Origin of the sequence: Actinomadura sp. BRA 177, from assembly GCF_013372625.1 — a bacterium.
In the GTDB taxonomy this organism is placed as follows: Bacteria; Actinomycetota; Actinomycetes; order Streptosporangiales; family Streptosporangiaceae; genus Spirillospora.
The window spans coordinates 1-25,994 of record NZ_JABXFD010000701.1 but is presented as its reverse complement, the minus strand read 5'-3'; the positions used below and the strand labels follow the sequence as shown (position 1 = coordinate 25,994).

Sequence of the window (25,994 nt, the reverse complement as noted above, 5' to 3'; positions counted from 1 at the left end):
TCAGGCCGTCCTCGGGCTGCTCGGCGGGCTCGGGCACCCACCCATGATCTCGGGCAACCTCTGCAAGATCAACCCCAGGCAACCAGGCACAACCCGGGCAGACGCCAACTCAGGCTGAATAGCTACCCCAGCGGGGTACGACGTACCGTACCTCTCGGATCAAAAAGACTCACCCCAAGGAAATGGCCACAATACGACAACCCCGCGTTTTGGGGTATGCAGCCGAATTCAACCGTGCACGGCCGGACCCGGCCGCACGCGCCGCGCTCAGCCGCGCGCCGCGCTCCGCTCGCGCGCCCAGGCGACGGTCTCGGCGAGGCCCTCGGCGAGACCCGTCTTCGGCTCCCAGCCGAGCGCCTCCCGCGTCGCGCGCGGGTCGACGGCCATCGCGGGCAGGTCGCCCAGCCGGGGCGGCGCGAACTCCGGGTCGTCCGGCGCGCCCGCCGCCTCGGCGACGAGCGTGTGCAGGTCCCGGTCGGTCGTCTGCAGCCCGGTGCCCACGTTGAAGCGTCCCCCGCCGCCCGCGTCCCCCGCCGCGCGGGCGAACGCGTCCACCACGTCCAGGACGTAGACGTAGTCGCGGGTCTGCGTGCCGTCGCCGAAGACCTTCGTCGGACGGCCGGACAGCAGCGCGTCGGTGAAGATGGAGACGACGCCGGCCTCGCCCTCGGGCGTCTGCCGCGGCCCGTAGACGTTCGCCAGCGTCAGCGTCGTGAAGTCGATGCCGTGCAGCTGCCGGTACATCCCGGCGTAGACCTCGCCGGAGACCTTCGAGGCCGCGTACGGCGACGCGGGCCGCAGCTCGGCGTCCGCCGGGACGGGCAGCGCGTCCGGTACCCCGTACACCGCGCAGCTGGAGGTGAACACGACCTTGCGCCCGCCGGCCGCGCGCGCCGCCTCCAGCACGTTCGCGGTGCCGAGCACGTTGATCCGGGCGTCGCCCAGCGGGTCGGACACGCTGGCGCGGACGCTGACCTGCGCGGCCAGGTGGCAGATCACCTCGGGGCGGCGCACCGCCGCCTTCTCCGCCAGCCCGGGATCGGCGACGTCCATCTCCCACAGCTCCACGCCGGGGCGGACGTTCGCGCCGGACGACAGGTCGTCCACGCCGATGACCTCGTGGCCGTCCGCGAGGAGCCGGTCGACGAGATGGGACCCGATGAATCCGGCCGCGCCGGTGACGAGTGCGAGCACCCGCAGCACGATACCGAAGCGGCGCCTGACCGGCGCTCCCGTGCCCGGCTCCGGTCAGGCGCCGCGGTCAGGCGCTCTCGGTCTTCTCCGCGCCCCCGGTCGCCTTGATCTCGCCGCAGATCTCCTCGATCCGGCCGAGCACCTTGGCGCGCAGGTCGGTGGGCGCCTGCTCGCACCCGCAGGACTTGTTCACGATCTTCTTGACGGCCTCTTCGAGCCCGTACTCGCGCAGGCACGGCCCGCACTCGTCGAGGTGCTGCCGGACCTCGCTGCACCCGCCCTGGTCGAGCTCGCCGTCGAGGTAGGTGTAGACCCGCGCCAGTACCTCGCCGCAAGGCGTGTCGTGATGGTTGCCGCAGCTCATGATGACCCCCTGCCGGCACGGGTGAGCCCGCGGTCCTCAGCGTAGTCCTCCAGCATGCCGCGGAGCTGGCGCCGGCCGCGGTGCAGGCGGGACATCACCGTACCGATGGGCGTGCCCATGATCTCGGCGATCTCCTTGTAGGCGAAGCCCTCGACGTCGGCGAGGTAGACGGCGATGCGGAACTCCTCCGGCAGCTCCTGCAGCGCCCGCTTCACGTCGGTGTCGGGCAGGTGCTCCAGCGCCTCGGCCTCCGCGGACTTCAGCCCGCTGGAGGTGTGCGACTCGGCGCGGTGGATCTGCCAGTCCTCGATGTCCTCGGTGGCGGCCTGCTGCGGCTGCCGCTGCTTCTTGCGGTAGGAGTTGATGAACGTGTTGGTCAGGATGCGGTAGAGCCACGCCTTGAGGTTCGTGCCTTCCTTGAACTGGTGGAAGGACGCGAACGCCTTGGCGAAGGTCTCCTGGACGAGGTCCTCGGCGTCGGCCGGGTTGCGCGTCATGCGCAGCGCGGCCGAGTACAGCTGGTCCAAGAACGGGAGCACGTCGCGCTGGAACCGCTCCTGGCGCTGCTCCACGGTCTCCGTGGTGCCCGGTACCTGACCCACCCCCTCGGCTGTGGCGCCCTTGGCCCTGGACTGGCCGGCGGCGTCGTATGCCACAGACGATATCGGTCCGCGCGGCCGGCCGACGCGGACGGGTGCCCGCGCGTCGCCGCGGGGCGCCGCCGTGCCGGCGTTCCGCTGCTGATCGGCGACGGCTGTCGTCATCGGTCTGCACCTCCGTGTTGCTCGCTGTGAGACGGTGCAACACCGGAACGGCCCCGCCGATTCCCCGGAGTGCTTCCCGCGGGCCGGGTCACTCAGGGTGATGACCGGCCCCGGACGGGGAAAGATGTGACATACACGGCGAGAACAGGAGCAATCGGTGCACTCCGTGCCTTCGGCGCGACCTTCCGAGCCCACCATCGCCAGCCTGCGCGACAGCTCCGGGACCGCCGCCGGGGACTCCCTGGCGCGGTACTGGACGTTCTACCGGGCGGTGGCGGACGCGCAGCTGGCCCGGTGGCTGCCGCGCAGGCCGTCCCGCGTGCTGGACCTGTCGGGCGGCCACGGACGCAGCGCGGACCACGCCGCCGGCGCCGGCCACGCGGTGCTGGAGGTGCGCGACCCCGACCGCGCCGGCCGCGGCGCCCCGCACGACGAACCGCGCCCCGCGCGGGGGGCGGTCCCGCTGGTCGGCGACTCCGGCACGCTCTCCTACCTGGTCGACGCCTCGGTGGACGCCGTGGTCGCGGAGAACCGGGTGCTGTCCCGGCACCTGGCCACCGAGGCCACCATCGCCGAGATCGCCCGCGTGCTGCGCCCCGGCGGCCGCGTCCTGCTCTGCGTCGACTCGCTCACCCTCGGCATGGCGCTGCTCGCCGAGCGGAACTACTGGGCGCACCTGTCGGACGTGCCGAGCGCCGAGGTCGTCCTCGTCCCGTGGCCGGACGGGACGATCACGCGCTCGTTCTCGTCCCACCAGCTCCGCGAGCTGCTCGCCGACGCCGGCTTCGACGTCGAGTGGATCAGACCCCGCACCGTGCTGTCGCCCTCGACGGTCGAGCACGTGCTGGCCGAGTCGCCGCGCGCCCTCCCCCGCCTGGTCCGCACCGAGCTGAACGCCCAGCAGTCGGACGAGTCCCTCGGCGTCCACCTGCTGGCGAGCGCCCGCAGAGCGGGCTAGCGGCGGCGGTCGTGGCGGGCCTGGCAGGTGATGCAGCGGGCGGCGTCGGGGCGGGCCTCCAGGCGGCCCTCGGGGACCGCCTCGCCGCAGTCGACGCACCGGCCGTAGGAGCCGGCGCCGAGCCGCTCCAGGGCGGCGGCCACCCCGGCGCGGTGGCGGGCCAGGGATTCCAGCGCCGCCTCGACGCGGTCGTGGGCGGTGAGACCGGCGCCGGCATCGGCCGCGGAATTGTCGTGCTCGGGGGTCTCGCCGCGGAGAATGGCGATGGAACGATCCAGATCCGCGAGCATGGCCTCAAGGCGGGAACGGGCGGCGGCGGTGTCCACGATGCAGCGCACTCCCCTCCCCCGAGGCGGCGGCCGTCAGAACAAACTGTCGGATCGATCACCCGGACTATCCCCGGAAATGACCGGTTCTATGAGTTCGGGCCCGTTGTTTCGCACGCTGTTGACCGCCTTTGACACCGGGTAGGCGTCCATTGTCCCGGCCATGGCGGGGACCAGCAGCCCGCGGACCCGCTCGGTGTCGGTCAGCTCCGGGTCGAGCCAGGCGTCCCAGCGGTCCGGCTCGACGATCATCGGCATCCGGTCGTGGATGCGGCCGAGGTCGTCGGGCGCGTCGGTGGTGATGACGGTGCACGTCCACACCCATTCGTCCTCGGGAGACTTCCACAACTCGTAAAGCCCGGCCATCGCCATGATCGCGTCGTCATTGGGGTGAATGAAGTAGGGCTGCTTCTGCGGCTTCTTCTTGGCCTTCTTCTCGCCCTCGGCGGGGTCTGGCGCGTCGCCCTGGTTCTGGAGCGTGTACCACTCGAAGTAGCCGTCGGCCGGCAGCAGGCAGCGGCGGCGCGCGAACGCCCGCCGGTACGACGGCTTCTCGTGCACGGTCTCGAACCGCGCGTTGATCATGCGGGACCCGATGGACAGGTCCTTCGCCCAGGACGGGACGAGCCCCCAGCGCACCGTCCGCAGCTGCCGGACGGCGGGCTCCTCCTCCGGGGCGTCCTTCGGGCGCCGGTTCAGGACGACCGGAACCTGCTTCGTCGGGGCGACGTTGTAGTCGGGCTGAAGATCCCCGTCGACGGCGTCGAGCTGCACCTGGAACTCGTCCAGCAGCTCCTGACGCGCGCGGGTGGTGGCATAGCGTCCGCACATGGGTCCCATGACACCACGAGGCGGGGACACCGGGCGGGCGCGCGCTTGAGGTGCGGCGCGCTGGGCATGTAGCGGTTCATGCGACCCTTCACGACCCTGGCCCGCCCGCTGGTGGCGGCGCCGTACATCATGACCGGCCTGGACGCCATCCGCGATCCCCGCGAGCGCGCCGAGCAGGTCGGCCCGGCCGTCAAGCCGGTCGCCGACCGGCTCGACTGGATGCCGAAGGACCCCGAGACCCTCGTCCGCATCGAGGGCGCGCTCAGCCTCGGCACGGGCGCGCTGCTGCTGACCGGCAAGTTCCGCCGGCTGACGACGGTGCTGCTCGCCGCGCAGCTGATCCCCACGCTGGCGACCGAGCACCGCTACTGGACCGAGAACGACCCCGAGCGCCGCGCGAACGAGCGCTCCCACCTGCTGAAGAACGCCGCGCTGTTCGGCGCGCTGCTCATGTCGGCGACCGAGCCGCGCCGCCCGCCCCGGACGGCGGAGCTGCGGCGCGCGATGCGCGAGTCGCAGCTCAAGACCGGCGCCGAGGCCAAGGCGATGCGCAAGGAGGCCGCCGCCACGCTGCGCGACGCCCGCCGGGAGGCGTCCCGGCAGGTGCGCGTCGCCCGCGCGGAGAGCGGCCGGATGGCCGCCAAGCAGGCCGCGAAGGCGGCGAAGGCCAAGGCGAAGCGGGGCCCCGGCGCGGGCGGCGTGCTGAAGGCCGGCCGGACCGGTGGCGCGGGCCTGTTCAAGGCCGGCAAGGCGGGCAAGGGCGGCATGCTCAAGGCCGGCAAGGCGGGCGGCACGATGACGAAGATCGGTGCGGCCGGCTCGTTCAAGGCGGGCAAGGCGACCGGCGCGCTGAAGAGCATGGGCCGGGGCCGGTCCAAGGTCGGGCTGTTCTCCCGCGGCGGCAACCCCGACATCCGGGAGATGGCCGCCTTCCGCGCCGGGCAGGCGTCGAAGGCCGGCAAGGCCGCGGGCAAGACCGTGAAGGCGGGCACCGCGACCCAGGCGGCCAAGGCCATGAAGGCCGGGCGGACGGTGAAGGCGGGCACGGCCGTCCAGGCGGGGAGGGTCCGCGAGGCGGTCAAGCGCTGACTTCCCGAAGAGAACCTTAAAAGACCCTCAAGGCCATTGAACCGGGGCGCGGCCCGGTCTCGTACTGCCAGATGACCACCGTCCTCCAGCCCCCGCCCACCGCCAATCAATCGACGAGCTCCGCTCGGCGCCCGTCGCCACCATCTGGAGACGCCCCGGCCATGGCCCTTCCCGGATCGTCCGGTCGCCAGCCCGGCGGGTTGCGGAGCCCGCTCCGCCGCCCCGGCCCGGCACGGCCGCCATCGGCCGCGAGCCCGCCCGGAAAAGACGACGAGGAGATCGTCGCCGGGCTGTACCGCGAGTACCATCGGCCCCTCCTCGCGTTCGTCCTCCGGCTGACCGGCGGTGACCGCCAGTGGGCCGAGGACGTGGTGCAGGAGACCATGATCAGGGCGTGGCGCAGCGCGGACCGGCTGGACGACCGGACGTCCTCGCTGATGCCGTGGCTGGCCACGGTCTCCCGGCGTATCGTGATCGACAACCGGCGGCAGCGCGAGGTCAGGCCGCCGGAGGTCGGCGACGGCCCCCTGGAGAACCTCCCGATGGCGGACGAGATGGACGGCCTGCTGCGCAAGGTCGTGGTGACGGAGGCGCTGGAGTCCCTCTCCCCCGCGCATCGGCAGGCGCTGACGGAGACGGTGCTGCGCGACCGTACGGTGAACCAGGCCGCCGAGTACCTCGGCATCCCGGTCGGGACGGTCAAGTCACGCGTGTACTACGCGCTGCGCGCGTTGCGCGTCGCCTTGGAGGAGAGGGGGGTGACCTCATGAGTTCCCAGATCGAGCACACCGACGTCGGCGCCTACGCGCTGGGCCTTCTCGAAGACGGCGATCGGCGGGCGTTCGAGGCGCATCTGCACGGGTGCGGCCGGTGCCAGGCCGAGCTGGGGGAGCTGTCCGGGACGGCCGGGGCCCTCTTCGAGCTGGCGCCCGGGTCGGCGGAGGAGCCGGACGAGCCTTCCGCGCCCCCGCCTCCGGTGATCGACATGATGCGCCGGAGGCGGAAGGCGGACCGCCGGTTCCGCCGCGCCGCGTACCTGGTCGGCACCGCCGCCGCGGCGGTGGCGCTGGGCGCGGGCATCGCGGTGGGGACGACGCTGAACGGCGACGACGGCGGCGCGCCGAAGCCGCCGCCGGTGGCGCAGTCCATCACCGGTCAGCAGTTCCGCGCGACGAACGCGAGCACGGGCGCGTCTGGGACGGTCGGGCTGGTCGACAAGGGCTGGGGCACGCAGGTCAGCCTGGAGCTGCGCGGCATCAAGGGGCCGCTGCGCTGCCACCTGGAGGCCGTGTCGCGGAACGGTGAGCGCAGTGTCGTCGCGGGCTGGCGCGTCCCCGACAAGGGCTACGGCGTGCCGGGCCAGCCGAAGCCGCTGATCATGCAGGGCGGGACGGGGCTCGACCGGCAGCAGATCGACCACTTCGCCGTCCGGCTCGACACCGGCGGGACGCTGCTCACCATTCCGCTGTGATTCGGCCCGGCCCGATAGCCTTGGGTCATGTCCTCTCCGCATTGGTCCGCCCCGGTCACGCATGCCCCGGTGGACGCCACGGTGCAGCTGCCGGGCTCGAAGTCGATGACCAACCGGGCGCTGGTCCTGGCCGCGCTCGCCGCCGCGCCGGGCCAGATCGTCCGGCCGCTGCGCAGCCGCGACACCGACCTGATGGCCGCCGCGCTCCGCGCGCTCGGCGCGGAGATCACCGAGGACGGCGCGGACTGGCGGATCGTCCCGGGTGAGCTGCGCGGCCCGGCGAGCGTCGACACGGGCCTGGCCGGGACGGTGATGCGGTTCCTGCCGCCGGTCGCGGCGCTCGCGTCCGGCGAGGTGTCCGTGGACGGCGACCCGCGCGCCCGGGAGCGGCCGATGGGCCCGATCATCACCGCGCTGCGGACGCTCGGCGCGTCCATCGACGACGACGGGCGGGGCGCGCTCCCGTTCACCGTCCGGGGCGCGGGCGCGGTGAACGGCGGCGAGGTCGTGATCGACGCGTCCGGGTCGTCCCAGCTGGTGTCGGGGCTGCTGCTGGCGGCGCCGCGCTTCGAGAAGGGCGCCGAGGTCAGGCACGAGGGCCCGCCGGTGCCGTCGGCGGCGCACCTGGCGATGACCGTCGAGATGCTTCGCGAGGCGGGCGCGGCGGTCGAGCTGGAGGAGAACGTCTGGCGCGTCGCCCCGGGCCCCCTCCAGGGCCGTGACTGGGTGATCGAGCCCGACCTCTCGAACTCGGCGCAGTTCCTCGGCGCCGCGCTCGTCACGGGCGGGCGGGTGACCGTGCCGGGCTGGCCGGCCGAGACGACGCAGCCGGGCGACGCGCTGCGCGGCCTGCTCACCGCGATGGGCGCCGAGGTGTCCCGCGGGCCGGACGGCCTGACGGTGCGGGGCCGGGGCGGGTTCGCCGGACTGGCCGCCGACCTGCACGAGGTCGGCGAACTGACCCCGGTGCTCGCGGCCCTGTGCGCGCTCGCCGATTCCCCGTCGAGGCTGACGGGCATTGCGCACCTGCGCGGCCACGAGACCGACCGGCTGGCCGCGCTGGTCGCCGAGATCAACGGGCTGGGCGGCGACGCGAACGAGCTGCCGGACGGCCTGGAGATCCGTCCGCGCCCCCTGCACGGCGGCGTTTTCCACACCTACGACGACCACCGGATGGTGATGGCGGCGGCGCTGCTCGGGCTGGCCGTTCCCGGCATCGAAGTGGAGAATCCGGGCACCGTGGGCAAGACTCTTCCGGACTTCACTCGGCAGTGGGCGTCGATGCTGGCGCCCGCCTGACGGCAGGGGCGGACACTGGCCAGGCGAACGAGCGACTACGACGAGGACGACGTCCGGGTGCGGCCCGGGCGCCGCGGGTCGCGGCCGCGCACCCGCCGCCGTCCCGCGCACGAGGACGCCGCGCCCGGCTTCGTCATCGCGGTGGACCGCGGCCGGTACCGCTGCCTGGTGGACGCCGGCACCGGTGACGAGCGCGGCGTCACCGCGATGCGCGCCCGCGAGCTGGGCCGCAAGGGCGTCGTCGTCGGCGACCGGGTCGCGCTGGTCGGGGACGTCTCCGGCGCCCCCGACACCCTCGCCCGGATCGTCCGGGTGGAGCCGCGCACCTCGTCGCTGCGCCGCACCGCCGACGACACCGACCCCTTCGAGCGGATCATCGTCGCGAACGCCGGCCAGCTCGCCATCGTGACCGCGCTCGCCGACCCGGAGCCGCGCCCCCGCATGATCGACCGGCAGCTCGTCGCCGCCTACGACGCCGGGATGGACCCGCTGCTCTGCCTCACCAAGGCCGACCTCGCCGACGCGGACGCCCTGGTCGCCGAGTACGCGCCGCTCGGCGTCCCGTACGTGGTGACCCGGCGCGGCGGCGACCTGGACGAGCTGCGCGGCCACTTGGCCGGGCGCACCAGCGTGTTCGTCGGCCATTCGGGCGTCGGCAAGTCGACGCTGGTGAACGCCCTCGTCCCGGACGCGGAGCGGGCCGTCAGCCACGTCAACGCGGTCACCGGGCGCGGCCGGCACACCTCCTCGTCCGCGATCGCGCTGGAGCTGCCCGGCGGCGACGGCTGGATCATCGACACCCCGGGCGTGCGCAGCTTCGGCCTGGCGCACGTCGACCCGGAGAACGTGATCAACGCGTTCGAGGACCTCGCCGAGGGCGCCGCGGAGCGCTGCCCGCCGCACTGCGACCACTTCCAGGACGACTGCGGCCTGGACGCGTGGGTCGCCGAGGGCCACGCCTCCCAGGCCCGCCTGGACTCCCTCCGCCGCCTCCTCTCAAGCCGCGAGGCGGAGAACGATTAGCCCGCGGTAGCTCAACGCAACAACACCAGCCCCCACCTCAGCCACGCGACGACCCCAGGCACCGCGATCGCGTGCGAAGCCAGGTTCGAGCGAAGCGAGAACCTGATCGCGCAGCGAGCCGCTAGGCGAGTCGGATGCGATGCAGCGATCGCCGCGTAGCCCGCTGAAGGAGGGCCCCCAGGGCCCGACGCCGAGGGCGGAGCAATGAACTCGGCGCGGTCGGCGGCGCGGCTCGATCATCCGGGCATCGTGACGGTGTACGACGTCGTCGAGGAGGACGGCCGGCCGTGGATCGTGATGCAGCTCGTCCGGGCCGAGGGGCTCGACAAGGTGCTCACGCGCGAGGGTCCGCTGCCGCCCGCGCGGGTCGCGGCGATCGGGCTCGACCTGCTGGACGCGCTGGGCGCCGCGCACGCGGCGGGGGTCGTGCACCGCGACGTCAAGCCGGGGAACGTGCTGCTGCCGCGCGGCCGGGCCGTCCTCACCGACTTCGGCATCGCGACCGTGGCGGGCGACGAGACCCTAACCCAGGCGGGTGCGATCGTCGGGTCGCCCGCGTACCTGGCGCCCGAGCAGGCCCGGCACCAGAAGGCGACACCGGCGTCCGACCTGTGGTCGCTGGGCGCGACGCTGTACGCGGCGGTCGAGGGCCGTCCGCCGTTCGGGCGCCCGGACGTGTGGGGCGTGATGGCCGCCGTCCTGTCGGACGACCCGGACCCGCTCCGCCTCGCCGGCCCCCTGACACCCGTCCTGCACGGGCTGCTGCGCAAGGACCCCGGCGAGCGGATGGGGCCGGAGGAGGCCGGGCGGCTGCTCCGCCAGGCCGCGCAAGGCGCGCCGGGACCCGCCTTCGAGGCGCCGCACAACGTGACGCTGGAGCCGCCTCCGGCGGGCCCGACGGTGGTGACACAGCCGCCCGCGCCGCCGAGGCGCGTCCCGTGGCCGCTGCTCGTGCCCGCCGGGATCTTCGCGGCCGCGCTGGTGGTCGCCGTCGTCGCGGTCGTGCTGTTCACCAACGACGGCAAGAACCAGAGCGGGGACGGCCGGCCGAGCGCCTCATCGTCCCCGCAGACCTCCGTGCCGCAAGACTTCCGTGAGTACCGGGGATCATCGTTCGCCGCCGCCGTCCCCAGAGTTGGAAGGCGGAGGCCGAGGGCGACGACGTGACGTTCACCGACCCGGCGGAGGGCGTCACGCGAGGGCTTGCGTTCCAGCGTCTCGGCTCGTCCTTCCAGAGCCCCGGGGACGCTCTCGCGTCCGCCATCGGCCAGATGAAGAACGACCCGGACGCCTATCCCGACTTCGAGCAGGAGAGCTTCGACCGGGACGTCTCCTACAAGTACGGGCCGGCGGCCGAACTGCAGTTCACCTTCACCAAGAACGGCACGCCGGGCCGCACGCGCGTGCGGGTGTTCAAGTCCGACGGGGTCTTCTACCAGGTCCTGCTGGCGACCGACCAGGCGCACTGGGACGAGAGCGTCACCTACTACGAGCAGTTCCTGCGGAGCCTGGAACTGACGCCCTGACCGCGCAAGCCCTAGCCGCGCGACTCCTCGAACAGGGTGCGGGCCTTGGCCTCGGCCTCGTTCAGCGCCTTGACGTGCCGGGGCGCGAGTTCCTCCACGCACCGGGTCATCTCCTCGGTGACGTGGCTGAACGCGCTCTCCTCCGCGCCGCGCAGCGCCGCCCGCACGGTGGCCGACCGGGCGCCGAGCGCGGACCACTCCAGCTCCAGCCGCGCCACGGCCTCGTCGAACGCGCGGGACGTCTCGGCGCCCGCGTCCTTCAGCTCGTCCGGTACCGGCCCGCGGCCCGCCTTCCGGGCGTGGCCGGAAAGGGCCGAGATGCGGCTGGCCAGGGTCAGGCCCTCGCGGGCGAGCGGCAGCACGTCGTGGATCAGGTCGGTGACGGCCTTGGCCAGCTCCTCCACCCGGGTGAGGAGCGTCTGCGTCGCCTCCTCCAGCGCCCTGGACGTGCGTTCGGCGACGCGTTCGGCGACGTCCCGCTGCTGCTCGGACAGCACCGGCACGATGTCGCGGTCCAGCAGGCGGCGCAGTTCCCGCTCGCGCGCACCGTGCTCGCCGGGCCCGGCCCGCTCGGCCCAGTCGGCCCAGACCCGCTCGATGCGCTCCTCCCCGGACGCGGCGATCTCCGCCGTGATCTCGTCCAGGGCCTCGCCCACCCGGGCCTTCAGCCGTTCCACGCGCCCGTAGAGCGCCTCGCGTTTGAAGGGGTCGTTGAGCTCGTTGAGCTGGGCCTGCAACCGCCGGGACACGTCGATGGCGTGCTCGGCGAGCGGGACGAGGCGGTCGGCGAGCTCGTCGAGCGTGGCCGCCCGGCGCGGGTCGGTCAGCTCGGCCACCCACGCGGGAAGGTCGTGCGGCATGGCCCCCATGCTGCCACTACCCGCCCCCCGGCACCGGCGTTCCCGCCCGGCGCGCCCCGTCCGGACGACCGAAAAGCCGGATCGGCACGGGTAGGTGTGTCTGGACGGGCGGTGATCAGGGTAGCGTGGCACGCCGTGGCGGGCTATTCCGATGACCTGCGTCTCGCGCATGTGCTGGCGGACGGGGCCGACGACATCACGACCAGGCGTTTCCGCGCCCTCGATCTGGCCATCGAGACCAAGCCGGACCTGACGCCGGTCAGCGACGCCGACCGCAGCGTGGAGGAGCAGATCCGCGGCACGCTGAAGCGGGCCCGCCCGCGGGACGCGGTGCTCGGCGAGGAGTACGGCAAGACCGGGTACGGGAACCGCTGCTGGATCATCGACCCGATCGACGCGACGAAGAACTTCGTGCGCGGCGTCCCGGTGTGGGCGACGCTGATCGCGCTGATGGAGAACGACGAGATCGTCGTCGGGGTCGTGTCGGCGCCCTCGCTGAACCGGCGCTGGTGGGCGGCGCGCGGCGGCGGCTCCTGGACGGGCCGCAGCCTCACCCGCGCGAGCCGCATGAACGTCTCGTCCGTCGGGGACCTGTCGGACGCGTCCCTGTCGTTCTCCAGCCTCAGCGGCTGGGAGGAGCAGGGCCGCCTCACCCACTTCCTCGACCTGACGCGGTCGGTGTGGCGGACGCGCGCGTTCGGCGACTTCTGGTCGCACATGATGGTCGCCGAGGGCGCCATCGACATCTCCACCGAGCCCGAGGTCTCACTGTGGGACCTGGCCGCGCTCCAGGTCATCGTGGAGGAGGCGGGCGGCATGTTCACCGACCTCACGGGCGTCCCCGGCCCGGACGGCGGCAGCGTCGTCTGCACGAACGGCAGACTCCACGCCGACGTCCTGCGGACCCTGGGCGGCGGGCAGCTCTCGCTGCGCATCTGATCGCCGCGGGCTGGGCATATCCTCCGGGAGGGCCAGATCATCATGGCCATCCGCCCGACTCGCGACATATCGTGGAACAGCGGTCGCGGGACGGCCGTTGTTCTAGATGGGCGGCCCGTAAACGGAGGTATCAGATGTCGACCCAGACCAAGGTAGTGATCGGCGGCGTCGTCGTCGGATTCCTGACCCTGTTCGTCTTCCCGTGGTGGCTGAGCGCGCTGATCATCCTCGGCGTCATCGGCGCACCGCTCGTCGGGTACATGATGCTCGACCCGTCCCAGCGCAAGCGGGTACGGGCGCAGGGACGCAAGCGGCTCGGGAGCTGACTCCCGCGCCCGGCTAGGGTGCGGGGGTGGCGGAGACGAGGGTCGGGGTCGTCGGCGCGGGGATTCTCGGGCTGGCGATCGCGCGACGGCTGGCGCAGACGCGCCCCGGCGTGAACGTCACGGTCCTCGACAAGGAGGACCGTGTCGCGGCCCATCAGACGGGCCACAACAGCGGCGTCGCCCACGCGGGCCTGTACTACGCCCCGGGCTCGCTGAAGGCGACGCTGTGCAGGCGCGGGATCGGCCTGCTCAAGGAATACTGCACCGACCGGAACCTGCCCTACGAGGAGTGCGGCAAGGTCGTCGTCGCGCGCGACGCGTCCGAGGTGGCCGCCCTGGACGAGATCGAGCGGCGCGCGACGGCGAACGGGGTTCCGGGTCTGCGGCGCCTGACGGGCGGCGGGTTGCGGGAGATCGAGCCGCACGCCGCCGGGGTGGCCGCGCTGCACTCCCCCACCACGGCGATCGTCGATTTCCCGGCGGTCGCCCGCGCGTTCGCCGACGACGTGGCCAAGGGCGGCGGCGAGGTCCGCCTCGGCTTCGAGGTCGTCCGCATCGTCCAGGCCGGCGACCGCGTCACGGTCGCATCTCCGCACGAGGAACTGACGTTCGACAAGCTCGTGGTGTGCGCCGGGCTCCAATCGGATCGCGTGGCACGGCTGGCCGGCGACTCACCGGCACCGGCGATCATCCCGTTCCGGGGCGAGTACTACCGGCTCGTCCCGTCCCGGACGGATCTGGTCCGCGGCCTCATCTACCCGGTGCCCGACCCCCGCTACCCGTTCCTCGGCGTGCACTTCACGCGCCGCGTGGACGGCGGCGTGGACATCGGCCCCAACGCCGTCCTGGCCCTGTCCAGGGAGGGCTACAGGCGGCGCGACGTCCGGCCGGCCGACCTGTGGGAGACGGTCCGCCACCCCGGCTTCCGGCACCTGGCGCGGCGGCACTGGCGGACGGGCGCGAAGGAGCTGTACGGGTCGGCGGTGAAGCGGGCGTTCGTCGCCGAGGCGCGCGGCTTCGTCCCCTCGCTGACTTCGGCGGACGTCGTCGCGGCGCCCGCCGGGGTCCGCGCGCAAGCGGTGGACCCCGACGGGTCGCTCGTCGACGACTTCCGCATCGGGCGGGTCGGCCCGGTGGTGACCGTCCGGAACGCCCCGTCCCCGGCGGCGACGTCCTCCCTGGCCATCGCCGAGCACGTCGTCGGGCGGCTCTAGTCCCAGAGCTTGCGGACGTCGCCGCGCGGATCGTGGACGACCTGGTCGGACGGCCCGTCGAACGTCTGCACCGCGCGGCTGGACGGGTCGAAGCGCTCCCAGCCGGGGTCGCCGGTGACGGCGAAGTCGACCCAGGCGCGGTGCATCCGGTCGGCGAGCGCCTGCGGCGGGTTCGGCCCGGTCAGCCCCTCGCGCTCGGCGGTCAGGTTGTCGAACACGAAGCCCAGTTCCAGGGCGTGGCAGGCGCCGAGGTCGTGGTTCGGCGACCGCCACGCGAACTCGTACATCCAGGTGCGGCCGCCGGACGCGGTGTGCCCGGCGGCGGCGCGGTTCGCGGGGATCCGGAACAGGTGGTCGGTGATGAGCGTGGCCATCAGCTCGCCGGCGGTCATGTCGGGGTGCCGGTCGCGGTAGGCGGCGGGCAGCCCGGACGGGACGCCCATGCCGGCGCCGATGAGGCCCACGATCTCGTCGGTGACCTGGGCCGCGAGTCCGGTCGGCATCACGAAGAAGCGGAACTCCTCGGACGTGTAGCCGATGAGGAGGTCGGCGTCGCGTCCGGCGCCGGCGGCGATGGCGTCCTCGGGCCGCCGGATGAGCAGCTCGCCGTCCAGGATGGGGGTGAGGGACATGCCGCCCGCCGCGGTGGTGGCGCCCCAGCGGCCGGGGTCGGGGACCATCGAGACCTCGGCGGCGACGGACGCCTGCGCGGGGAGGATCGCGGCCGGGTCGAGCGCGGCGAACGCCTCGGCGGTCGGCTCGACGCCGAGCCGGGCGGCCATCTCCCTGGTGACGAGCATGGCGTCGTCCGGGTCCTGCGCGATGCCGCCGGCGCCGCTCTGCGCGATCACGCGCCGGAACAGCCCGAGGTCGAGGGACAGCAGCGTGGTGACGCTCATCCCGCCCGCGGACTCGCCGAAGATGGTGACCTGGTCCGGGTCGCCGCCGAAGCCCGCGATGTTGTCGCGGACCCACTCCAGCGCGGCGATCTGGTCGAGCAGCCCCCGGTTGAGCGGGGCGCCGGGCAGGTTCGCGAAACCCTCCACGCCGAGCCGGTAGTTGATCGTCACGCAGACGACGCCGTCGCGGGCGAAGTTGTGGCCGTTGTAGACGTGCACGGCACCCGACCCGTTGCGGAACGCGCCACCGTGGATCCACACCATGACCGGCAGGCCCGACCCGCCCGGCTCCGGCGTCCAGACGTTCAGGTTCAGGCAGTCGTCGCCCGGAATGCTCGGGTCGGGCAGCAGCGCGTTGAACGGCTTCGGGTAGCCGGGCTTGGGCGCGGTCGGCCCGTACTCGAACGCGTCGCGGACGCCGTCCCACGGCTCGGGCGGCTGCGGCGGCCGGAAGCGGTTCGGGCCGAACGGCGGCGCGGCGTAGGGGATGCCGAGGAAGGCGGTGACGCCGTCCCGTGACCTGCCGCGCACCTTCCCGTGGGACGTCTGAACGACCGCCGCCATGCCGCGCCTCCGGTTCTAGAACAGAATTCGACAAGCCAGAGCGTACGGGACGGACACGGCCGGTGGAACGCCCCTTTTACCCCTTGTTCGGCGCGGGCTGGAGCATGCGGGTGAGGTAGTCGCGGGCGAACGCGCGGATGGCGTCCTCGTCGTCCAGCCGCAGCCCGCCGCCGGGCAGGAGCAGCAGCGACACCGCGAGCCGCAGCAGCACCTCGGCGACGGTGTTGTGGTCCTCCGCGTCGCCGGGGCGGGCGCGGCGCAGCCGGTCGGCGAGGATGTCGCGGGCGGCGAGCATCACCGCGCCGCCGTTCATGCTGAGCTGCGGGAGGAACGCCTCCGGCTCGCTCTCCAGGACGCGCGTCATCAGCGGATGCGTGCGGGCGCTGCGCAGCCCGACCACGAAGCCCTCCACGACGGCGTCCTCGGCGGACTCCAGGTCCTCGGTGGCCTCGGCGATCGCGGTGAGGAACCGGTGGCACTCGCGCAGGATCACCGCCTGGAGCAGCTGCTCCTTGTTGGTGAACCGGCGGTAGATGGTGGTGCGCGCCACCCCGGCCCGCTTGGCGACGTCCTCGACGCTGACCCTGCGCAGCCCGTAGGTCTCGAACTCGGTGAGCGCCGCGTCCAGGATGCGGGTGTCGAGGTCGTCGGCACCGCTGTCCGGCGCGGCCAGCCGCGCCAGCAGCGCGTCCGGGGTCGTGGCATCCGTCGTCATGACCAGCACCCTAACCGGATCGGGCGTCCGGCTCGGGCCACCGGACGAGACAGAGCTACAATAATCGTCGATTTGTACTTTGTCTCTCACGCGGCGGTGCATGCACATGACGGACCAGGCCGAGACGCAGCCCCCGGCCCCGCTCGGACCGGGCTCGCTGACCTGGCGCTACTTCGGCGACGCCCGGATGGTCCTCGTCGGGCCCCGGGCGGCCGTCCTGCAGAACATGCTGCCCGCGCTCGGCCAGGGCGTCCTCGACCACTCGGTGTTCTTCTCCGACACGTTCGCGCGGGTGAAGCGGTCGGCGGGGCCGATCCTGGACACCGTGTACGGCGCGGAGCGGTCCGCCGAGACGGGCCGGAAGGTCCGCGACTACCACCACGACATCAAGGGGACGATGCCGGACGGCACCCGCTACCACGCGCTCGATCCCGAGACGTACTACTGGGCGCACGCGACGTTCCTCGACAACATGCTGTACGGGATCGAGACGTTCATCAGGCCCCTCTCCGATGCCGAGAAGCGCCGGATCTACGAGGAGTCGAAGACCTGGTTCCGCATGTACGGGGTCAGCGACCGGGCCATGCCGGACGACTGGGAGGCGTTCCAGGCGTACTGGAAGCGGATGCTGGACGAGGAGATCGTCCCCCACAAGACCGCCCGGTACGGCGTCGGCTACGTCAAGAAGGGCCTCCCGAGGCCGAAGCAGGTCCCAGCACCCCTATGGCGCGCGGTGTCGCCGCCCCTCAACGCGGTAGCCCGTTTCATCACCGTCGGCGGCCTACACCCACGCATGCGCGAACTGCTGGACCTCCCGTGGACCACCACCGACGAACGCCGCTACCGCCGCTTCACCGCAGCCGTCCGAGCAGGAAACCGGGCGTGGCCGCTACTCCCCGAAGCGGCCCGCTACCTCCCCCAAGCCCGCCGAGCCTTCCGCAAGTCAACGAGGGGTTAGGAGCCTGAGCGGATGCGGGCGTCGTAGTCCTTGCGGGCGTCCGGGTCGTAGTTGAGGAAGATCTTGTCCAGGCCCAGGCGGCGGGACGTGGCCTGCCTCAGGCGCTCGGGGAGCAGGGCGCCCAGCTTTACCTGGGTGCCGAGCTTCTTCGGTACCGCGACCTGCGGGCGCGGCTTGCCGATCAGCTCGACGACGGCGGCGGCGATGTCCTCCGGCTCGCAGTTCTTCTGCCCCTTCGGGCTCTCGGTGCCGGCGACCAGCTCGGTGTTGGTGAACGTCGGGAGGACGGCGCTGACGTGCACGCCGCGGTCCTGGACCTCCAGCCGGGTCGCCTCGGTGAACCCGACGACGGCGGCCTTGCTGGCGTTGTAGAGGGCGAGGCCGGGGGTGAACATGACGCCGGCGAGCGACGCGATGTTGATGATGTGCCCGGACTCGCGCGGCAGCATCCGGCCGAGAGCGAGCTTGGTGCCGAGCATGACGCCGTGGACGTTGATGTCCATGCAGCGGCGGGCGTCGGCGTCGCTCTCGTCCGTGACCGGCCCGATCGGCATGATCCCGGCGTTGTTGATCAGCACGTCGAGCTGCCCGGCGGCCTCTTCGGCCTGGTCGAGGAACGCGGTGAACGACTCACGGTTCGTGACGTCCACGACGAGGCCGGTGACGCCCAGCGACTCGGCGGCCTCCTTGACGGCGGCCTCGTCGATGTCGCCGATGACGACGGTGGCGCCCTTGGCGGTGAGGGCGCGGGCGGTGGCGAGGCCGATCCCCCGCGCGGCTCCGGTGATGGCGATGACCTTGCTCATTGCTGCTCCAGGCGGTCGAGCCGGACGGGAAGCCCGTCCTTCGGCGAAGGGAGGGACGTGGTGTCCAGGGGCCATTCGTACCGCGCGGGGACGCTCCAGCGGTAGCGCTGCAGCACCTGGTGCAGGATCGTCTTGACCTGCATCCCGGCGAAGTACATTCCGATGCATTTGTGCGCGCCGCCGCCGAACGGGGCCCACGCGTACTTGTGGACCTTGTCCTCGCGGCGTTCCGCGGAGAACCGGCCGGGGTCGAAGGTGTCCGGGTCCGGCCACCACTGCGCCATGTGGTGGTTGCTGAGCATCGGCACGACGACGAGGGAGCCGGCGGGGATGTGGTAGCCGAGGACGGAGGTGTCCTTGACGACCTTGCGCGGCAGCGCCGGGACGGGCGCGACCATCCGCAGCGACTCCTTCATCACCATGTCGATGCCGGTGAAGTGGTCGAGGTCGTCGTAGCCGGGCTGCGGCTTGCCGAGGGCCAGGGACTCCTCGCGCAGCCGCTCCTGCCATTCGGGGTACTTGGCCAGGTAGTAGGCCATCGAGGTCAGCGTGATGGTGGTGGTGTCGTGCGCCGCCATCAGCGCGAAGATCATGTGGTTGACGACGTCCTCGTCGGTGAACCGCTCGCCGTCGTCGGTCTCGGCCTGGCAGAGGGCGGCGAACAGGTCGTCGCCGCCGTCGCGGCGCTTGGCGGGAAGGTGCCGGTAGAAGAACTCCTCCAGCACCTTGCGGGCCTGGAGCCCCTTGTGCCAGCGCAGTCCGGGGACGGGGAACCGCACGTAGGCCGTGCCCGCCCGGACGGCGTCGATGAACGCGCCGTTGATCCGCGCGCGCTCTGCCTCGTCCAGCTCGACGCCCATGAAGACGTCCACGGCGAGGTCGAGCGTGAGCTTCTTGATGTGGTCGTACACCTTGAAGCCCGGGCCGGGCTCCCACGCCTCGACGCCCTTGATGATCCCGGGCGCCATCGCCTCCATGTACGCCTGGAGGCGGGGGCGGGTGAACGCCTCCTGCATGATGCGGCGGTGGTGCAGGTGCTCCTCGAAGTCCAGGAGCATGATGCCGCGCGTGAAGAACGGCCCGATGAAGTAGCTCCACGCCGGGCCGTTCGCGAACGCCTTGTCCCGGTTGACCAGGACGACCTGGGCAGCCTCGGGCCCCTGGACGGTGACGGTGCGCTGCCCGAGCAGCCAGCCCCAGGCGACGGGCCCGTACTGGTCGTAGCGCTTGCGGGCCATCCCGATCGGGTCGCGCATCACGGCGAGCGTGCTGCCGATGTACGGGACACCGGGCACGCCGGGCACCGGTTTCAGTCCGCTGCCCTGCGGCGGCGGCGCGAGGACGCTCGTCATGACCCCTCCGGACGCGTGCAACAAAACAACTTAATCTGTTGCTTTGTTCTAACGTAGCGGACGCCCGTAAGTCCAGACTTATCGCCGGTGACTTGCGCGTCAGCGCGCCTCGCGGGCCGCCGCGCCGCGCAGCAGCCGCCGCCGCGCGGTCTCGGTCAGCGGCCGGTACGCGCCCGACTTGTCCCGGTAGTAGGTCAGCCCGTCGCCGGCGGCGGGGATGCCCTCCTCGCGCAGCGGGATGGTCCGCAGCCGCCGTCCGGCCGTGACGGGCACCTCGTCCACGACCCGGACGAGCGCGGGCCGCAGCCCCGGCTCGACCCGCAGCAGCGCCTCCGACAGATCGATCGCCTTGACCTCACCGGCGTCCCGCAAGCTCACCGCCGCCGCGGCCAGTTCGCTGTCGCCGACCGGAATCCCGTAGACGGCGACGGCGTCGACGTACGGCAGATCGCCGAGTGCGTCGCGGATCGGCCCCGGCGGGACGATGCCCTCGGCCGTGCGGATCAGTTCGGCCTCCCGTCCGACGAGCCAGTAGTCGCCGTCCGCGTCCCGGCGGAACAGGTCCCCGGTGATCGTCCAGGCGTCCTCGGGCCAGAACACGCCCCGCACCGGACGCGCCGCAGCGCCGATGGCCGACAGCCGGACCCGCGCGAGCAGCATGCCGATCTCGCCCGGCTCGCACTGGATCGCGAACCCGTCGGCGGCCTCGTCGAGCCGACCGTTCTCCAGGTCGTAGCGCGCGAGCCGCACCTCGGCGCTGCCCGGCAGCGGCCGCCCGAGCGAGCCCGGCTTCTTGCCGCTCAGGTTGACCAGCACGGCCTCGCCCTCGGTCGAGGCGTAGAACTCCAGGACGCGCGCGGGCGCGAACCGGTCCTCGACCCGCCGCCACAGCCCGCGCGGCATGCCGGACCCGATGAACAGCCGGACCGCGTGATGCCGCTCGGCCGGGTTGGGCGGCGCGTTCACGAGGTCGCGCAGCAGCGTCCACGTGTAGGACGCGACGGTCACGCCGTAGCGGCGCGCCTCGTCCCAGAACGTCTCCGGGTCATAGCCACTGGCCAAGGCGAGCCGCGCACCACCCGCAACAGCGCCACCAAGACTCATCAGCAGCGCGGACGGATGCTGGAGCGGCGTGATGCTGTAAACGGTGTCGGACGCCGAAAGGGAGGCCGACGAAGCGGTACCGAACGCGGAAAGCGCCCACCGCCGGTTCGTGACCCGACTGGCCCGCAGGTGCTCCCCGTCCCCCCGGAACACCACGAATGCGAGATCACCGGCACGCCCCGGATTCGGCCGATACCACCCCGGAAGTTCAACCTGCTCCGGGTCGATGGTCTCCATGTCCACCAGCGCCCCGCGATCACCACGCCCGACGCCACCGAGCAGATAACCCTGGACACCCTCCAGCTTCGCCGCCAGCGCCGCATGGTCCGGATCGGCAATGACCCGCGTGACCCCGCTCAGCCGCGCCTCCGCCGCAGGATCCCCATCGGGCCGAAGCAGCACCGCGACGGCCCCGAGCCGGCTGAGCGCCGCCACCAACGCCAGCGCGGTCGGCCGGGTCCCCATCAGGACGCCCACAGCATCGCCGCGCCGCACACCGATATGGATCAGCCCGCGCACCACGGCATCGATGCGCCGCCGAGCCGCATCATGCGTATGAGCACGCCCTTGATACAGGAAGAACACTTCATCGGGCCTGTGCCGGGCCTGCTCGTCCAGCAGCAGCCCCATCGACATGCGGGTGTCGGACTGGATGCGCTCCAGCCGCGCCAGCCGCGGCAGGTTCTGCGCGGCCTCCCCGCTCAGCTGCCGGGTCCCGTGGACGACCTGCGAGGCGGTCCGGAAAGCGGACCGCGCGGCACTCGTCCCGATGCCCATCGCCAGATGAAGCCCATACCCCGCCGGCCCGCCCGGCAGCTCGGCGGTCTCGGCCTCCTCGTCCCCGGCGACCGGCGCGACAATCTCGGGAAGCTCGTCCTTCCCTTCCCGCCACAGCGCCCACGACGCAACGGCAGGCCAGGTCTGCGCGATCGCAAGACTCCCCACAACAAGCCCGAAGTGCCCGGCCCGCAGCGACGTCTCGTACACCTGCGCACGCGGAGCGGCCCGCCGGATACCGCGCACCATCGGCGGCGGCGCGATCTCGTCGACCTCACCGACGAACGTGAGCACAGGACACGTGATGTCGGCGAGCGTGACGAGCCGGTCGCCGACAACGAACCCACCCGTCAGCATCCGGTTGTGCTGGATGAACTGCCGAAGGAACTCGGCGAGCGCGGGCCCGGGCCACGACACCCACCCCTCCCGCTCCAGGAACCGCCGCTGCCGTTCCCTCGGCGCGAGCCGCTCCCGGTCATGCAGCTGCAGGATGAAGTCGACCCGCGACCGAACCGACTTAACAGGACTAAGAACCTGAAAACCCAACCGGGTAACCCACCCGGGCACGGCGAACCCGCCGAGCACCCAGTCAGGAATCCGCTCGACACCCTCCGAAGCGAGCCAGCTGGGCAACCCGAAAGGCAGCCCCTGACTGGTATCGGACGGGCTCCCGAACGTCACGATCGACTCGATGCCCTCGCTGCGCCGGTACGCCGCGGCCTGGTAGACGAACATGCCGCCCTGCGAGTACCCGGCGAGATGGACGTCCCGTCCCGTGGCCTCGCGGATCCGGTCGACGGCGTCACTGACCGCCAGCACATGGTCGCTGATGGTCCGCTCAAGCCCGCCCGGCTCCCGCTCGGGCGCGCCGAAGTCGACGACCCAGGGATCGACACCGAGCTCGTGCAGCACTTTCACCGCACTGACCCGCGAGGAGATGTCGTACACCTCCGCGGTGATCATCAGCGGCGGGACGAGCAGCATCACGGGCCCGCCCGCCGCGTCCGGGAAGTAGTGCCGCAGCCGGTACACCCGCTGCTCGGTCACCACCTCGCACGGGGACGCGTCCTCGTCGGTGTCGAATCCCCCGAACCGGGCGACCTCCAGGGCGTTCTGGGCGGTGGAGCCCAGGCGGGCCCCCAGGCGGAACAGCGTCTTGGCAACAGCCGGCATCGTCGACCTCTCGCAGCGTCAACGACATGGTGTCCTGTTGTCAGCGGCTTTAGCAATCACGCGACTACGCGCGCACCGTCCAGGTGACCGCCCTGAAGGCGCTCCCACATGTACCTCCGGCGGGGCTTGCCGCTGGACGTCCGCTGGATGAGCCCGGTCCCCACGACGACCGTGATCTCCACATCGTCCCCGACCCGCCGCCGCAGCATCTCGCGCACCGCGGGAACCCACTCCTCGCTCTGCGTCTCGGCGAACAGCGCGAGCCCCTTCTGCCCGGCGCCCGGCACGCCGACCACCACGACGCGCCCTTTCCCGAGCCCGCTCACCTCGGCGATCTTGGATTCGAGATCCTCGACATAAACGGACCGGCCGCGGACCTTGATGCTGTCGCCCATCCTCCCCAGGACGAACAACTGCCCCTCGTGAAAGAACCCGGCGTCCCCGGTGTAGACCTTCCCGTCCAGGAACCGAGTCGACTTGGCCTCGGCCCCCGCGTAATAGCCGGGACAGGCCGAAGCACCCCCCACCACGATCTCCCCGAGCAGCCCCTCACCCAATTCGCGGCCATCGTCGTCGACAACCACGACAGGCACATCACCCTCAGGCGTCCCGCACCCGACAACCCACCCGGCCTTGGCACCGAGCGACTGCGCCCCGAGCGTGTGCTGCTCCAGGATCCGCACCGGCTGCCCGAACGACAGCGCCTCCGGATCGGGCCGGACGGCCAGCGGGTCGCGCGGCGCGTTGTCCATGGTGACCAGCAGCGTGGTCTCCGCCATCCCATAGGCGGGCTTGAACATCTGCCGCGAGAACCCGAAGGGCTCCACGAGCTGAGCGAACACTTCCAGCGCATGCGGATCGATCGGCTCGGCACCGATCAGGGCCATCTTCCACCCGGACAGGTCGAGCCCCTCCAACTCCGCGGTCTTGACCCGCCGCGCGCAGTACGCGTAAGCGAACGGCGGCGCCGCCGTGTGCTGAGCTTCCCCGAAGCACCGCAACCACCGTGCGGGGTCGCGGATGAAGTGGTCGGGCCGCATCAGCCGCAGCATCCCCTGCCGCGCGATCGGCGTGATGAACGTCCCGATGAGCCCCATGTCGTGGTAGAGCGGCAGCCACGAGGCCACCACGTCGCCGTCCTCGTATCCGGCCATCCGCGCGATGAGCTCGCTGTTGGCCTCCAGGTTCGCCCAGGTGACCATGACCCCGCGCGGCGCGCCGCTGGACCCGGACGTGAACTGCAGCAGCGCCAGTTCCCCGGCGGGCTGCACGTCCACCTCCTCGCCCTGGCACGGCTGCCACGGCTCCCCGCTCAGCCCGGCCTGGTCCATGGCGCGGCTGGCGTACTCGTTCAGATCCTTGGACGCGATCACGAGCGCCGGCGACGCCTGCCGCAGGATCGCCGCGACGTGAGCCACATAGTCGTCGCCGTCCTGGAACAGCGGCGGCGTGATCAGGCAGACGGTGGCCCCGGCGGCCCAGACCCCGAAGTAGGTCTCAATGCAGGTGAAGTCCGTGGGCAGGATCAGGCAGACGACATCACCGGGCCGGACGCCTTCCTCGACCAGCGCCCCGGCGGTGCGCCGCGCCGCGGCCGCCAGCTCACCGTAGTCGCGGTACTCCCAGCCGCCGTCGTCGGCCGCCAGGTGCACGCCACGTCCGCTGTTCGGCCGCTCCAGCCATGCGCGCAGCGCAGATGCCATCGTGTCCCCTTCAACATGATCACGGTCACCCACGTGACTCGCGGGTAACTTCACCAGGACGGCGCGCCTCCGTCAACCGGTTGACCCACTAAAAGAGACCAGGCGGTCATTTGTAGGCGTCGGCCGAAACCCTCCGCCCCCGCAGGACATGCGCCACCCCACGCCACCCGAGCAGCCCCACCCCGAGAAACACGGTCGCCACGACCACGAACGCCGCAGCAGTCCCCTGCCCCGCAAGAACGCGAAGCACCATCCCAACCACAACGGCGGTAACCCAGACCCCAACCCCGACAGGCACAAGAGCGTCAGCCCGCCGCCAGGCACGCCACACACCCCACCCGACCGCCAGCCCAACAAGAAACGGCCAGGCAGTCCCAGCAAACCCACCCAAACTGCCAGCCTCCTCATGCGAGGCCCGCCCGATGGCCACAAAGACAAGCACCCAGCAGACATCAAGCCCGCCCGCCACCAAGTTCCGCATCCCCCAAGGCTAAGCGACCCCTAGTCTCCAGCCATGCCCGATGCACCGGACACCCCAACACCCACAGCCGAGCACCGCGCAGCACTCCTCAAGGCCCAGGAGATCGTGGACGACCACACAACAAGACACGGAGCCCTCACCAAGGCGGAACTCACGGAGGCCGAGGCAGCATGGCGCGGCGAATGACCGGAGGCCGCCCCTCCTCGTGAATGGCGGGCCATCCGGGGTATCACAGCCCGATCATGGAGGCGCGTTCACCTGGAGGCGTGATGGGCGGGAAGCAGCAGGGCTGGCCGCGACTGAGCTTGGCGGACTGGGCAGAGACCCGGACAACCTTGCACATGTGGACACAGATCATCGGAAAAATCCGCATGGCCCATGCTCCACTGCTCAATCACTGGTGGCAGGTCACCCTGTACGTGAGCCCGCGGGGCCTGACCACCTCGGCCGTCCCGTACCGGGAGGGCGCCTTCGACATCGAGTTCGACTTCGTCGACCACATCTTGCGCATCAGAAGCAGCGAAGGCGGAGCCCGCACGCTGCCCCTGGAACCAAAGTCGGTAGCCGATTTCTACGCCCAAACCATGACCGCCCTGGACGAACTCGGGATCGAAGCACCGATCCAGGCGAGCCCGAACGAGGTGGACCCGGCGATCCCCTTCGCCGAAGACCATGAAAACGCCTCCTACGACCCAGAAGCGGCGCACCTGTTCTGGCGCCAACTACTCCAGGCGGACCGCGTCCTGGGCGAGTTCCGCTCGCACTTCGTGGGCAAGGCCAGCCCGGTGCACTTCTTCTGGGGCGCGATGGACCTGGCCTGCACAAGATTCTCCGGCCGTCCCGCCCCCCAGCACCCCGGCGGCGCCCCGAACTGCCCGGACTGGGTGATGGTGGAGGGCTATTCCGGCGAGTTGTCGAGCGCCGGCTTCTGGCCGGGCGGAGGCGAAGAGGGAGCCTTCTACTCCTACGCCTACCCAGAGCCCGAGGGCTTCGCCGACCACCCCATAACCCCGCCGGAAGCGTCCTACAGCAGCGAGATGGGCGAGTTCATACTCCCCTACGAAGCAGCAGCCACAACGGACGACCCGGACGAAACGGTCGCCAAGTTCCTCCATTCCACCTACGAGGCCGCAGCAGTGAACGCCAACTGGGACCGCGCCACTTTGGAGGACACCCCAACCAGACTGAACCACCACAAGCAATAAAAAAAACCACCAGAACCCCAACAACCGCACCCCGCGCGGGGGATAGGGGCTGCCTCTTATCAACCTCTCCCAT

27 protein-coding genes are annotated in these 25,994 nt (G+C 71.8%); 14 read left to right on the top strand and 13 right to left on the bottom strand.

The window, feature by feature from the left end; translation table 11 throughout:
* Nucleotides 1-267: 267 nt before the first annotated feature.
* From HUX53_RS38570 to HUX53_RS38560, 3 genes are all read right to left on the bottom strand, one after another.
* Nucleotides 268-1,194: an NAD-dependent epimerase/dehydratase family protein gene (locus HUX53_RS38570; RefSeq protein WP_176408210.1), complete on the bottom strand. Its 927-nt coding sequence runs from the start codon at nucleotides 1,192-1,194 to the stop codon at nucleotides 268-270.
* Between the two features lie 67 nt (nucleotides 1,195-1,261).
* A complete protein-coding gene (rsrA, locus tag HUX53_RS38565; protein ID WP_176408209.1) occupies nucleotides 1,262-1,558 on the bottom strand; it encodes a mycothiol system anti-sigma-R factor in 297 nt (98 codons plus the stop codon).
* Nucleotides 1,555-2,160, bottom strand: coding sequence for a sigma-70 family RNA polymerase sigma factor (locus tag HUX53_RS38560; RefSeq protein ID WP_176408214.1), 606 nt, complete (start codon nucleotides 2,158-2,160; stop codon nucleotides 1,555-1,557). Before HUX53_RS38560 ends, rsrA begins: the two co-directional genes overlap by 4 nt.
* A 319-nt stretch (nucleotides 2,161-2,479) precedes the next feature.
* On the opposite strand from HUX53_RS38560, the gene HUX53_RS38555 reads away from it, so the two are divergent.
* Nucleotides 2,480-3,280, top strand: a complete 801-nt coding sequence (locus tag HUX53_RS38555) for a methyltransferase domain-containing protein (RefSeq protein WP_309237634.1) — start codon at nucleotides 2,480-2,482, stop codon at nucleotides 3,278-3,280.
* Here the strand turns inward: HUX53_RS38555 and HUX53_RS38550 are convergent.
* On the bottom strand, nucleotides 3,277-3,618 hold the full coding sequence (locus tag HUX53_RS38550) for a TraR/DksA family transcriptional regulator (protein WP_309237633.1): 342 nt from the start codon (nucleotides 3,616-3,618) through the stop codon (nucleotides 3,277-3,279). The two genes, HUX53_RS38555 and HUX53_RS38550, sit on opposite strands and share 4 nt — an antisense overlap.
* A 24-nt stretch (nucleotides 3,619-3,642) precedes the next feature.
* Nucleotides 3,643-4,437 carry an SOS response-associated peptidase gene (locus tag HUX53_RS38545; RefSeq protein WP_176408208.1) on the bottom strand — a complete coding sequence of 265 codons (795 nt, stop codon included), beginning with the start codon at nucleotides 4,435-4,437 and terminating at the stop codon, nucleotides 3,643-3,645.
* A 78-nt stretch (nucleotides 4,438-4,515) separates the two neighbouring features.
* Here HUX53_RS38545 and HUX53_RS38540 point away from each other — a divergent pair, with 78 nt between their 5' ends.
* The 7 genes from HUX53_RS38540 (at nucleotide 4,516) to HUX53_RS38510 (ending at nucleotide 10,845) form a co-directional block, all read left to right on the top strand.
* On the top strand, nucleotides 4,516-5,526 hold the full coding sequence (locus tag HUX53_RS38540) for a DoxX family membrane protein (protein WP_176408207.1): 1,011 nt from the start codon (nucleotides 4,516-4,518) through the stop codon (nucleotides 5,524-5,526).
* A gap of 161 nt (nucleotides 5,527-5,687) precedes the next feature.
* Nucleotides 5,688-6,296 carry a sigma-70 family RNA polymerase sigma factor gene (locus HUX53_RS38535; protein WP_176408206.1) on the top strand — a complete coding sequence of 203 codons (609 nt, stop codon included), beginning with the start codon at nucleotides 5,688-5,690 and terminating at the stop codon, nucleotides 6,294-6,296.
* Entirely contained in the window at nucleotides 6,293-6,997 is a 705-nt protein-coding gene (locus HUX53_RS38530; protein ID WP_176408205.1) for an anti-sigma factor, read from the top strand. The genes HUX53_RS38535 and HUX53_RS38530 overlap by 4 nt, the downstream gene beginning before the upstream one ends.
* A 27-nt stretch (nucleotides 6,998-7,024) precedes the next feature.
* On the top strand, nucleotides 7,025-8,296 hold the full coding sequence (gene aroA, locus HUX53_RS38525; RefSeq protein ID WP_176408204.1) for a 3-phosphoshikimate 1-carboxyvinyltransferase: 1,272 nt from the start codon (nucleotides 7,025-7,027) through the stop codon (nucleotides 8,294-8,296).
* Between the two features lie 57 nt (nucleotides 8,297-8,353).
* Complete coding sequence (rsgA, locus tag HUX53_RS38520) at nucleotides 8,354-9,319, top strand: ribosome small subunit-dependent GTPase A (protein ID WP_309237632.1); 966 nt, start codon at nucleotides 8,354-8,356, stop codon at nucleotides 9,317-9,319.
* Between the two features lie 204 nt (nucleotides 9,320-9,523).
* Nucleotides 9,524-10,486 carry a serine/threonine-protein kinase gene (locus HUX53_RS38515; protein WP_176408203.1) on the top strand — a complete coding sequence of 321 codons (963 nt, stop codon included), beginning with the start codon at nucleotides 9,524-9,526 and terminating at the stop codon, nucleotides 10,484-10,486.
* A complete protein-coding gene (locus tag HUX53_RS38510) occupies nucleotides 10,483-10,845 on the top strand; it encodes a hypothetical protein (RefSeq protein ID WP_176408202.1) in 363 nt (120 codons plus the stop codon). The genes HUX53_RS38515 and HUX53_RS38510 overlap by 4 nt, the downstream gene beginning before the upstream one ends.
* A gap of 11 nt (nucleotides 10,846-10,856) precedes the next feature.
* Here HUX53_RS38510 and HUX53_RS38505 read toward each other — a convergent pair whose 3' ends face one another.
* Nucleotides 10,857-11,705 carry a hypothetical protein gene (locus HUX53_RS38505; RefSeq protein WP_176408201.1) on the bottom strand — a complete coding sequence of 283 codons (849 nt, stop codon included), beginning with the start codon at nucleotides 11,703-11,705 and terminating at the stop codon, nucleotides 10,857-10,859.
* A 135-nt stretch (nucleotides 11,706-11,840) separates the two neighbouring features.
* Here HUX53_RS38505 and hisN point away from each other — a divergent pair, with 135 nt between their 5' ends.
* The 3 genes from hisN to lhgO all read left to right on the top strand — a co-directional run bounded on the left by hisN (nucleotide 11,841) and on the right by lhgO (nucleotide 14,184).
* Nucleotides 11,841-12,644, top strand: a complete 804-nt coding sequence (gene hisN / locus HUX53_RS38500; protein WP_176408200.1) for a histidinol-phosphatase — start codon at nucleotides 11,841-11,843, stop codon at nucleotides 12,642-12,644.
* 134 nt (nucleotides 12,645-12,778) lie between these two features.
* Nucleotides 12,779-12,970 carry a hypothetical protein gene (locus HUX53_RS38495; RefSeq protein WP_067633357.1) on the top strand — a complete coding sequence of 64 codons (192 nt, stop codon included), beginning with the start codon at nucleotides 12,779-12,781 and terminating at the stop codon, nucleotides 12,968-12,970.
* A gap of 26 nt (nucleotides 12,971-12,996) precedes the next feature.
* On the top strand, nucleotides 12,997-14,184 hold the full coding sequence (gene lhgO, locus HUX53_RS38490; RefSeq protein ID WP_176408199.1) for an L-2-hydroxyglutarate oxidase: 1,188 nt from the start codon (nucleotides 12,997-12,999) through the stop codon (nucleotides 14,182-14,184).
* Here the strand turns inward: lhgO and HUX53_RS38485 are convergent.
* Both HUX53_RS38485 and HUX53_RS38480 read right to left on the bottom strand, forming a co-directional pair.
* Nucleotides 14,181-15,647: a carboxylesterase/lipase family protein gene (locus tag HUX53_RS38485; protein ID WP_176408198.1), complete on the bottom strand. Its 1,467-nt coding sequence runs from the start codon at nucleotides 15,645-15,647 to the stop codon at nucleotides 14,181-14,183. The genes lhgO and HUX53_RS38485 overlap by 4 nt on opposite strands.
* 76 nt (nucleotides 15,648-15,723) lie before the next feature.
* On the bottom strand, nucleotides 15,724-16,362 hold the full coding sequence (locus tag HUX53_RS38480) for a TetR/AcrR family transcriptional regulator (RefSeq protein ID WP_176408197.1): 639 nt from the start codon (nucleotides 16,360-16,362) through the stop codon (nucleotides 15,724-15,726).
* Between the two features lie 106 nt (nucleotides 16,363-16,468).
* Here HUX53_RS38480 and HUX53_RS38475 point away from each other — a divergent pair, with 106 nt between their 5' ends.
* Complete coding sequence (locus HUX53_RS38475; RefSeq protein ID WP_176408196.1) at nucleotides 16,469-17,320, top strand: oxygenase MpaB family protein; 852 nt, start codon at nucleotides 16,469-16,471, stop codon at nucleotides 17,318-17,320.
* Here the strand turns inward: HUX53_RS38475 and HUX53_RS38470 are convergent.
* The 5 genes from HUX53_RS38470 to HUX53_RS38450 form a co-directional block, all read right to left on the bottom strand.
* Nucleotides 17,317-18,126, bottom strand: a complete 810-nt coding sequence (locus HUX53_RS38470; protein WP_176408195.1) for an SDR family oxidoreductase — start codon at nucleotides 18,124-18,126, stop codon at nucleotides 17,317-17,319. The two genes, HUX53_RS38475 and HUX53_RS38470, sit on opposite strands and share 4 nt — an antisense overlap.
* Nucleotides 18,123-19,478, bottom strand: a complete 1,356-nt coding sequence (locus HUX53_RS38465; protein WP_176408194.1) for a cytochrome P450 — start codon at nucleotides 19,476-19,478, stop codon at nucleotides 18,123-18,125. The genes HUX53_RS38470 and HUX53_RS38465 overlap by 4 nt, the downstream gene beginning before the upstream one ends.
* 99 nt (nucleotides 19,479-19,577) lie before the next feature.
* A complete protein-coding gene (locus tag HUX53_RS38460; RefSeq protein ID WP_176408193.1) occupies nucleotides 19,578-22,532 on the bottom strand; it encodes an AMP-binding protein in 2,955 nt (984 codons plus the stop codon).
* Nucleotides 22,533-22,588: 56 nt separating this feature from the next.
* The gene (locus HUX53_RS38455) at nucleotides 22,589-24,235 is read right to left on the bottom strand and encodes an AMP-binding protein (RefSeq protein ID WP_176408192.1); all 1,647 of its coding nucleotides are present in this window, start codon (nucleotides 24,233-24,235) and stop codon (nucleotides 22,589-22,591) included.
* Nucleotides 24,236-24,341: 106 nt separating this feature from the next.
* Nucleotides 24,342-24,716, bottom strand: a complete 375-nt coding sequence (locus HUX53_RS38450) for a DUF3054 domain-containing protein (RefSeq protein ID WP_176408191.1) — start codon at nucleotides 24,714-24,716, stop codon at nucleotides 24,342-24,344.
* A gap of 33 nt (nucleotides 24,717-24,749) precedes the next feature.
* On the opposite strand from HUX53_RS38450, the gene HUX53_RS38445 reads away from it, so the two are divergent.
* Nucleotides 24,750-24,902 carry a hypothetical protein gene (locus tag HUX53_RS38445; RefSeq protein WP_176408190.1) on the top strand — a complete coding sequence of 51 codons (153 nt, stop codon included), beginning with the start codon at nucleotides 24,750-24,752 and terminating at the stop codon, nucleotides 24,900-24,902.
* Between the two features lie 83 nt (nucleotides 24,903-24,985).
* Entirely contained in the window at nucleotides 24,986-25,921 is a 936-nt protein-coding gene (locus HUX53_RS38440; protein WP_176408189.1) for a DUF5996 family protein, read from the top strand.
* The last annotated feature ends 73 nt before the right edge of the window (nucleotides 25,922-25,994 follow it).

Coding starts and splice junctions, on each gene's coding strand:
- HUX53_RS38470 (WP_176408195.1), bottom strand. CDS start 18,126: ATGAGCAAGGTCATCGCCATCACCGGAGCCGCGCGGGGGATCGGCCTC.
- HUX53_RS38540 (WP_176408207.1), top strand. CDS start 4,516: ATGCGACCCTTCACGACCCTGGCCCGCCCGCTGGTGGCGGCGCCGTAC.
- HUX53_RS38450 (WP_176408191.1), bottom strand. CDS start 24,716: ATGCGGAACTTGGTGGCGGGCGGGCTTGATGTCTGCTGGGTGCTTGTC.
- HUX53_RS38440 (WP_176408189.1), top strand. CDS start 24,986: ATGGGCGGGAAGCAGCAGGGCTGGCCGCGACTGAGCTTGGCGGACTGG.
- HUX53_RS38495 (WP_067633357.1), top strand. CDS start 12,779: ATGTCGACCCAGACCAAGGTAGTGATCGGCGGCGTCGTCGTCGGATTC.
- aroA (WP_176408204.1), top strand. CDS start 7,025: ATGTCCTCTCCGCATTGGTCCGCCCCGGTCACGCATGCCCCGGTGGAC.
- HUX53_RS38485 (WP_176408198.1), bottom strand. CDS start 15,647: ATGGCGGCGGTCGTTCAGACGTCCCACGGGAAGGTGCGCGGCAGGTCA.
- HUX53_RS38515 (WP_176408203.1), top strand. CDS start 9,524: ATGAACTCGGCGCGGTCGGCGGCGCGGCTCGATCATCCGGGCATCGTG.
- HUX53_RS38460 (WP_176408193.1), bottom strand. CDS start 22,532: ATGCCGGCTGTTGCCAAGACGCTGTTCCGCCTGGGGGCCCGCCTGGGC.
- HUX53_RS38475 (WP_176408196.1), top strand. CDS start 16,469: ATGACGGACCAGGCCGAGACGCAGCCCCCGGCCCCGCTCGGACCGGGC.
- HUX53_RS38465 (WP_176408194.1), bottom strand. CDS start 19,478: ATGACGAGCGTCCTCGCGCCGCCGCCGCAGGGCAGCGGACTGAAACCG.
- rsrA (WP_176408209.1), bottom strand. CDS start 1,558: ATGAGCTGCGGCAACCATCACGACACGCCTTGCGGCGAGGTACTGGCG.
- HUX53_RS38530 (WP_176408205.1), top strand. CDS start 6,293: ATGAGTTCCCAGATCGAGCACACCGACGTCGGCGCCTACGCGCTGGGC.
- HUX53_RS38445 (WP_176408190.1), top strand. CDS start 24,750: ATGCCCGATGCACCGGACACCCCAACACCCACAGCCGAGCACCGCGCA.
- HUX53_RS38545 (WP_176408208.1), bottom strand. CDS start 4,437: ATGTGCGGACGCTATGCCACCACCCGCGCGCGTCAGGAGCTGCTGGAC.
- HUX53_RS38480 (WP_176408197.1), bottom strand. CDS start 16,362: ATGACGACGGATGCCACGACCCCGGACGCGCTGCTGGCGCGGCTGGCC.
- HUX53_RS38455 (WP_176408192.1), bottom strand. CDS start 24,235: ATGGCATCTGCGCTGCGCGCATGGCTGGAGCGGCCGAACAGCGGACGT.
- HUX53_RS38505 (WP_176408201.1), bottom strand. CDS start 11,705: ATGCCGCACGACCTTCCCGCGTGGGTGGCCGAGCTGACCGACCCGCGC.
- HUX53_RS38535 (WP_176408206.1), top strand. CDS start 5,688: ATGGCCCTTCCCGGATCGTCCGGTCGCCAGCCCGGCGGGTTGCGGAGC.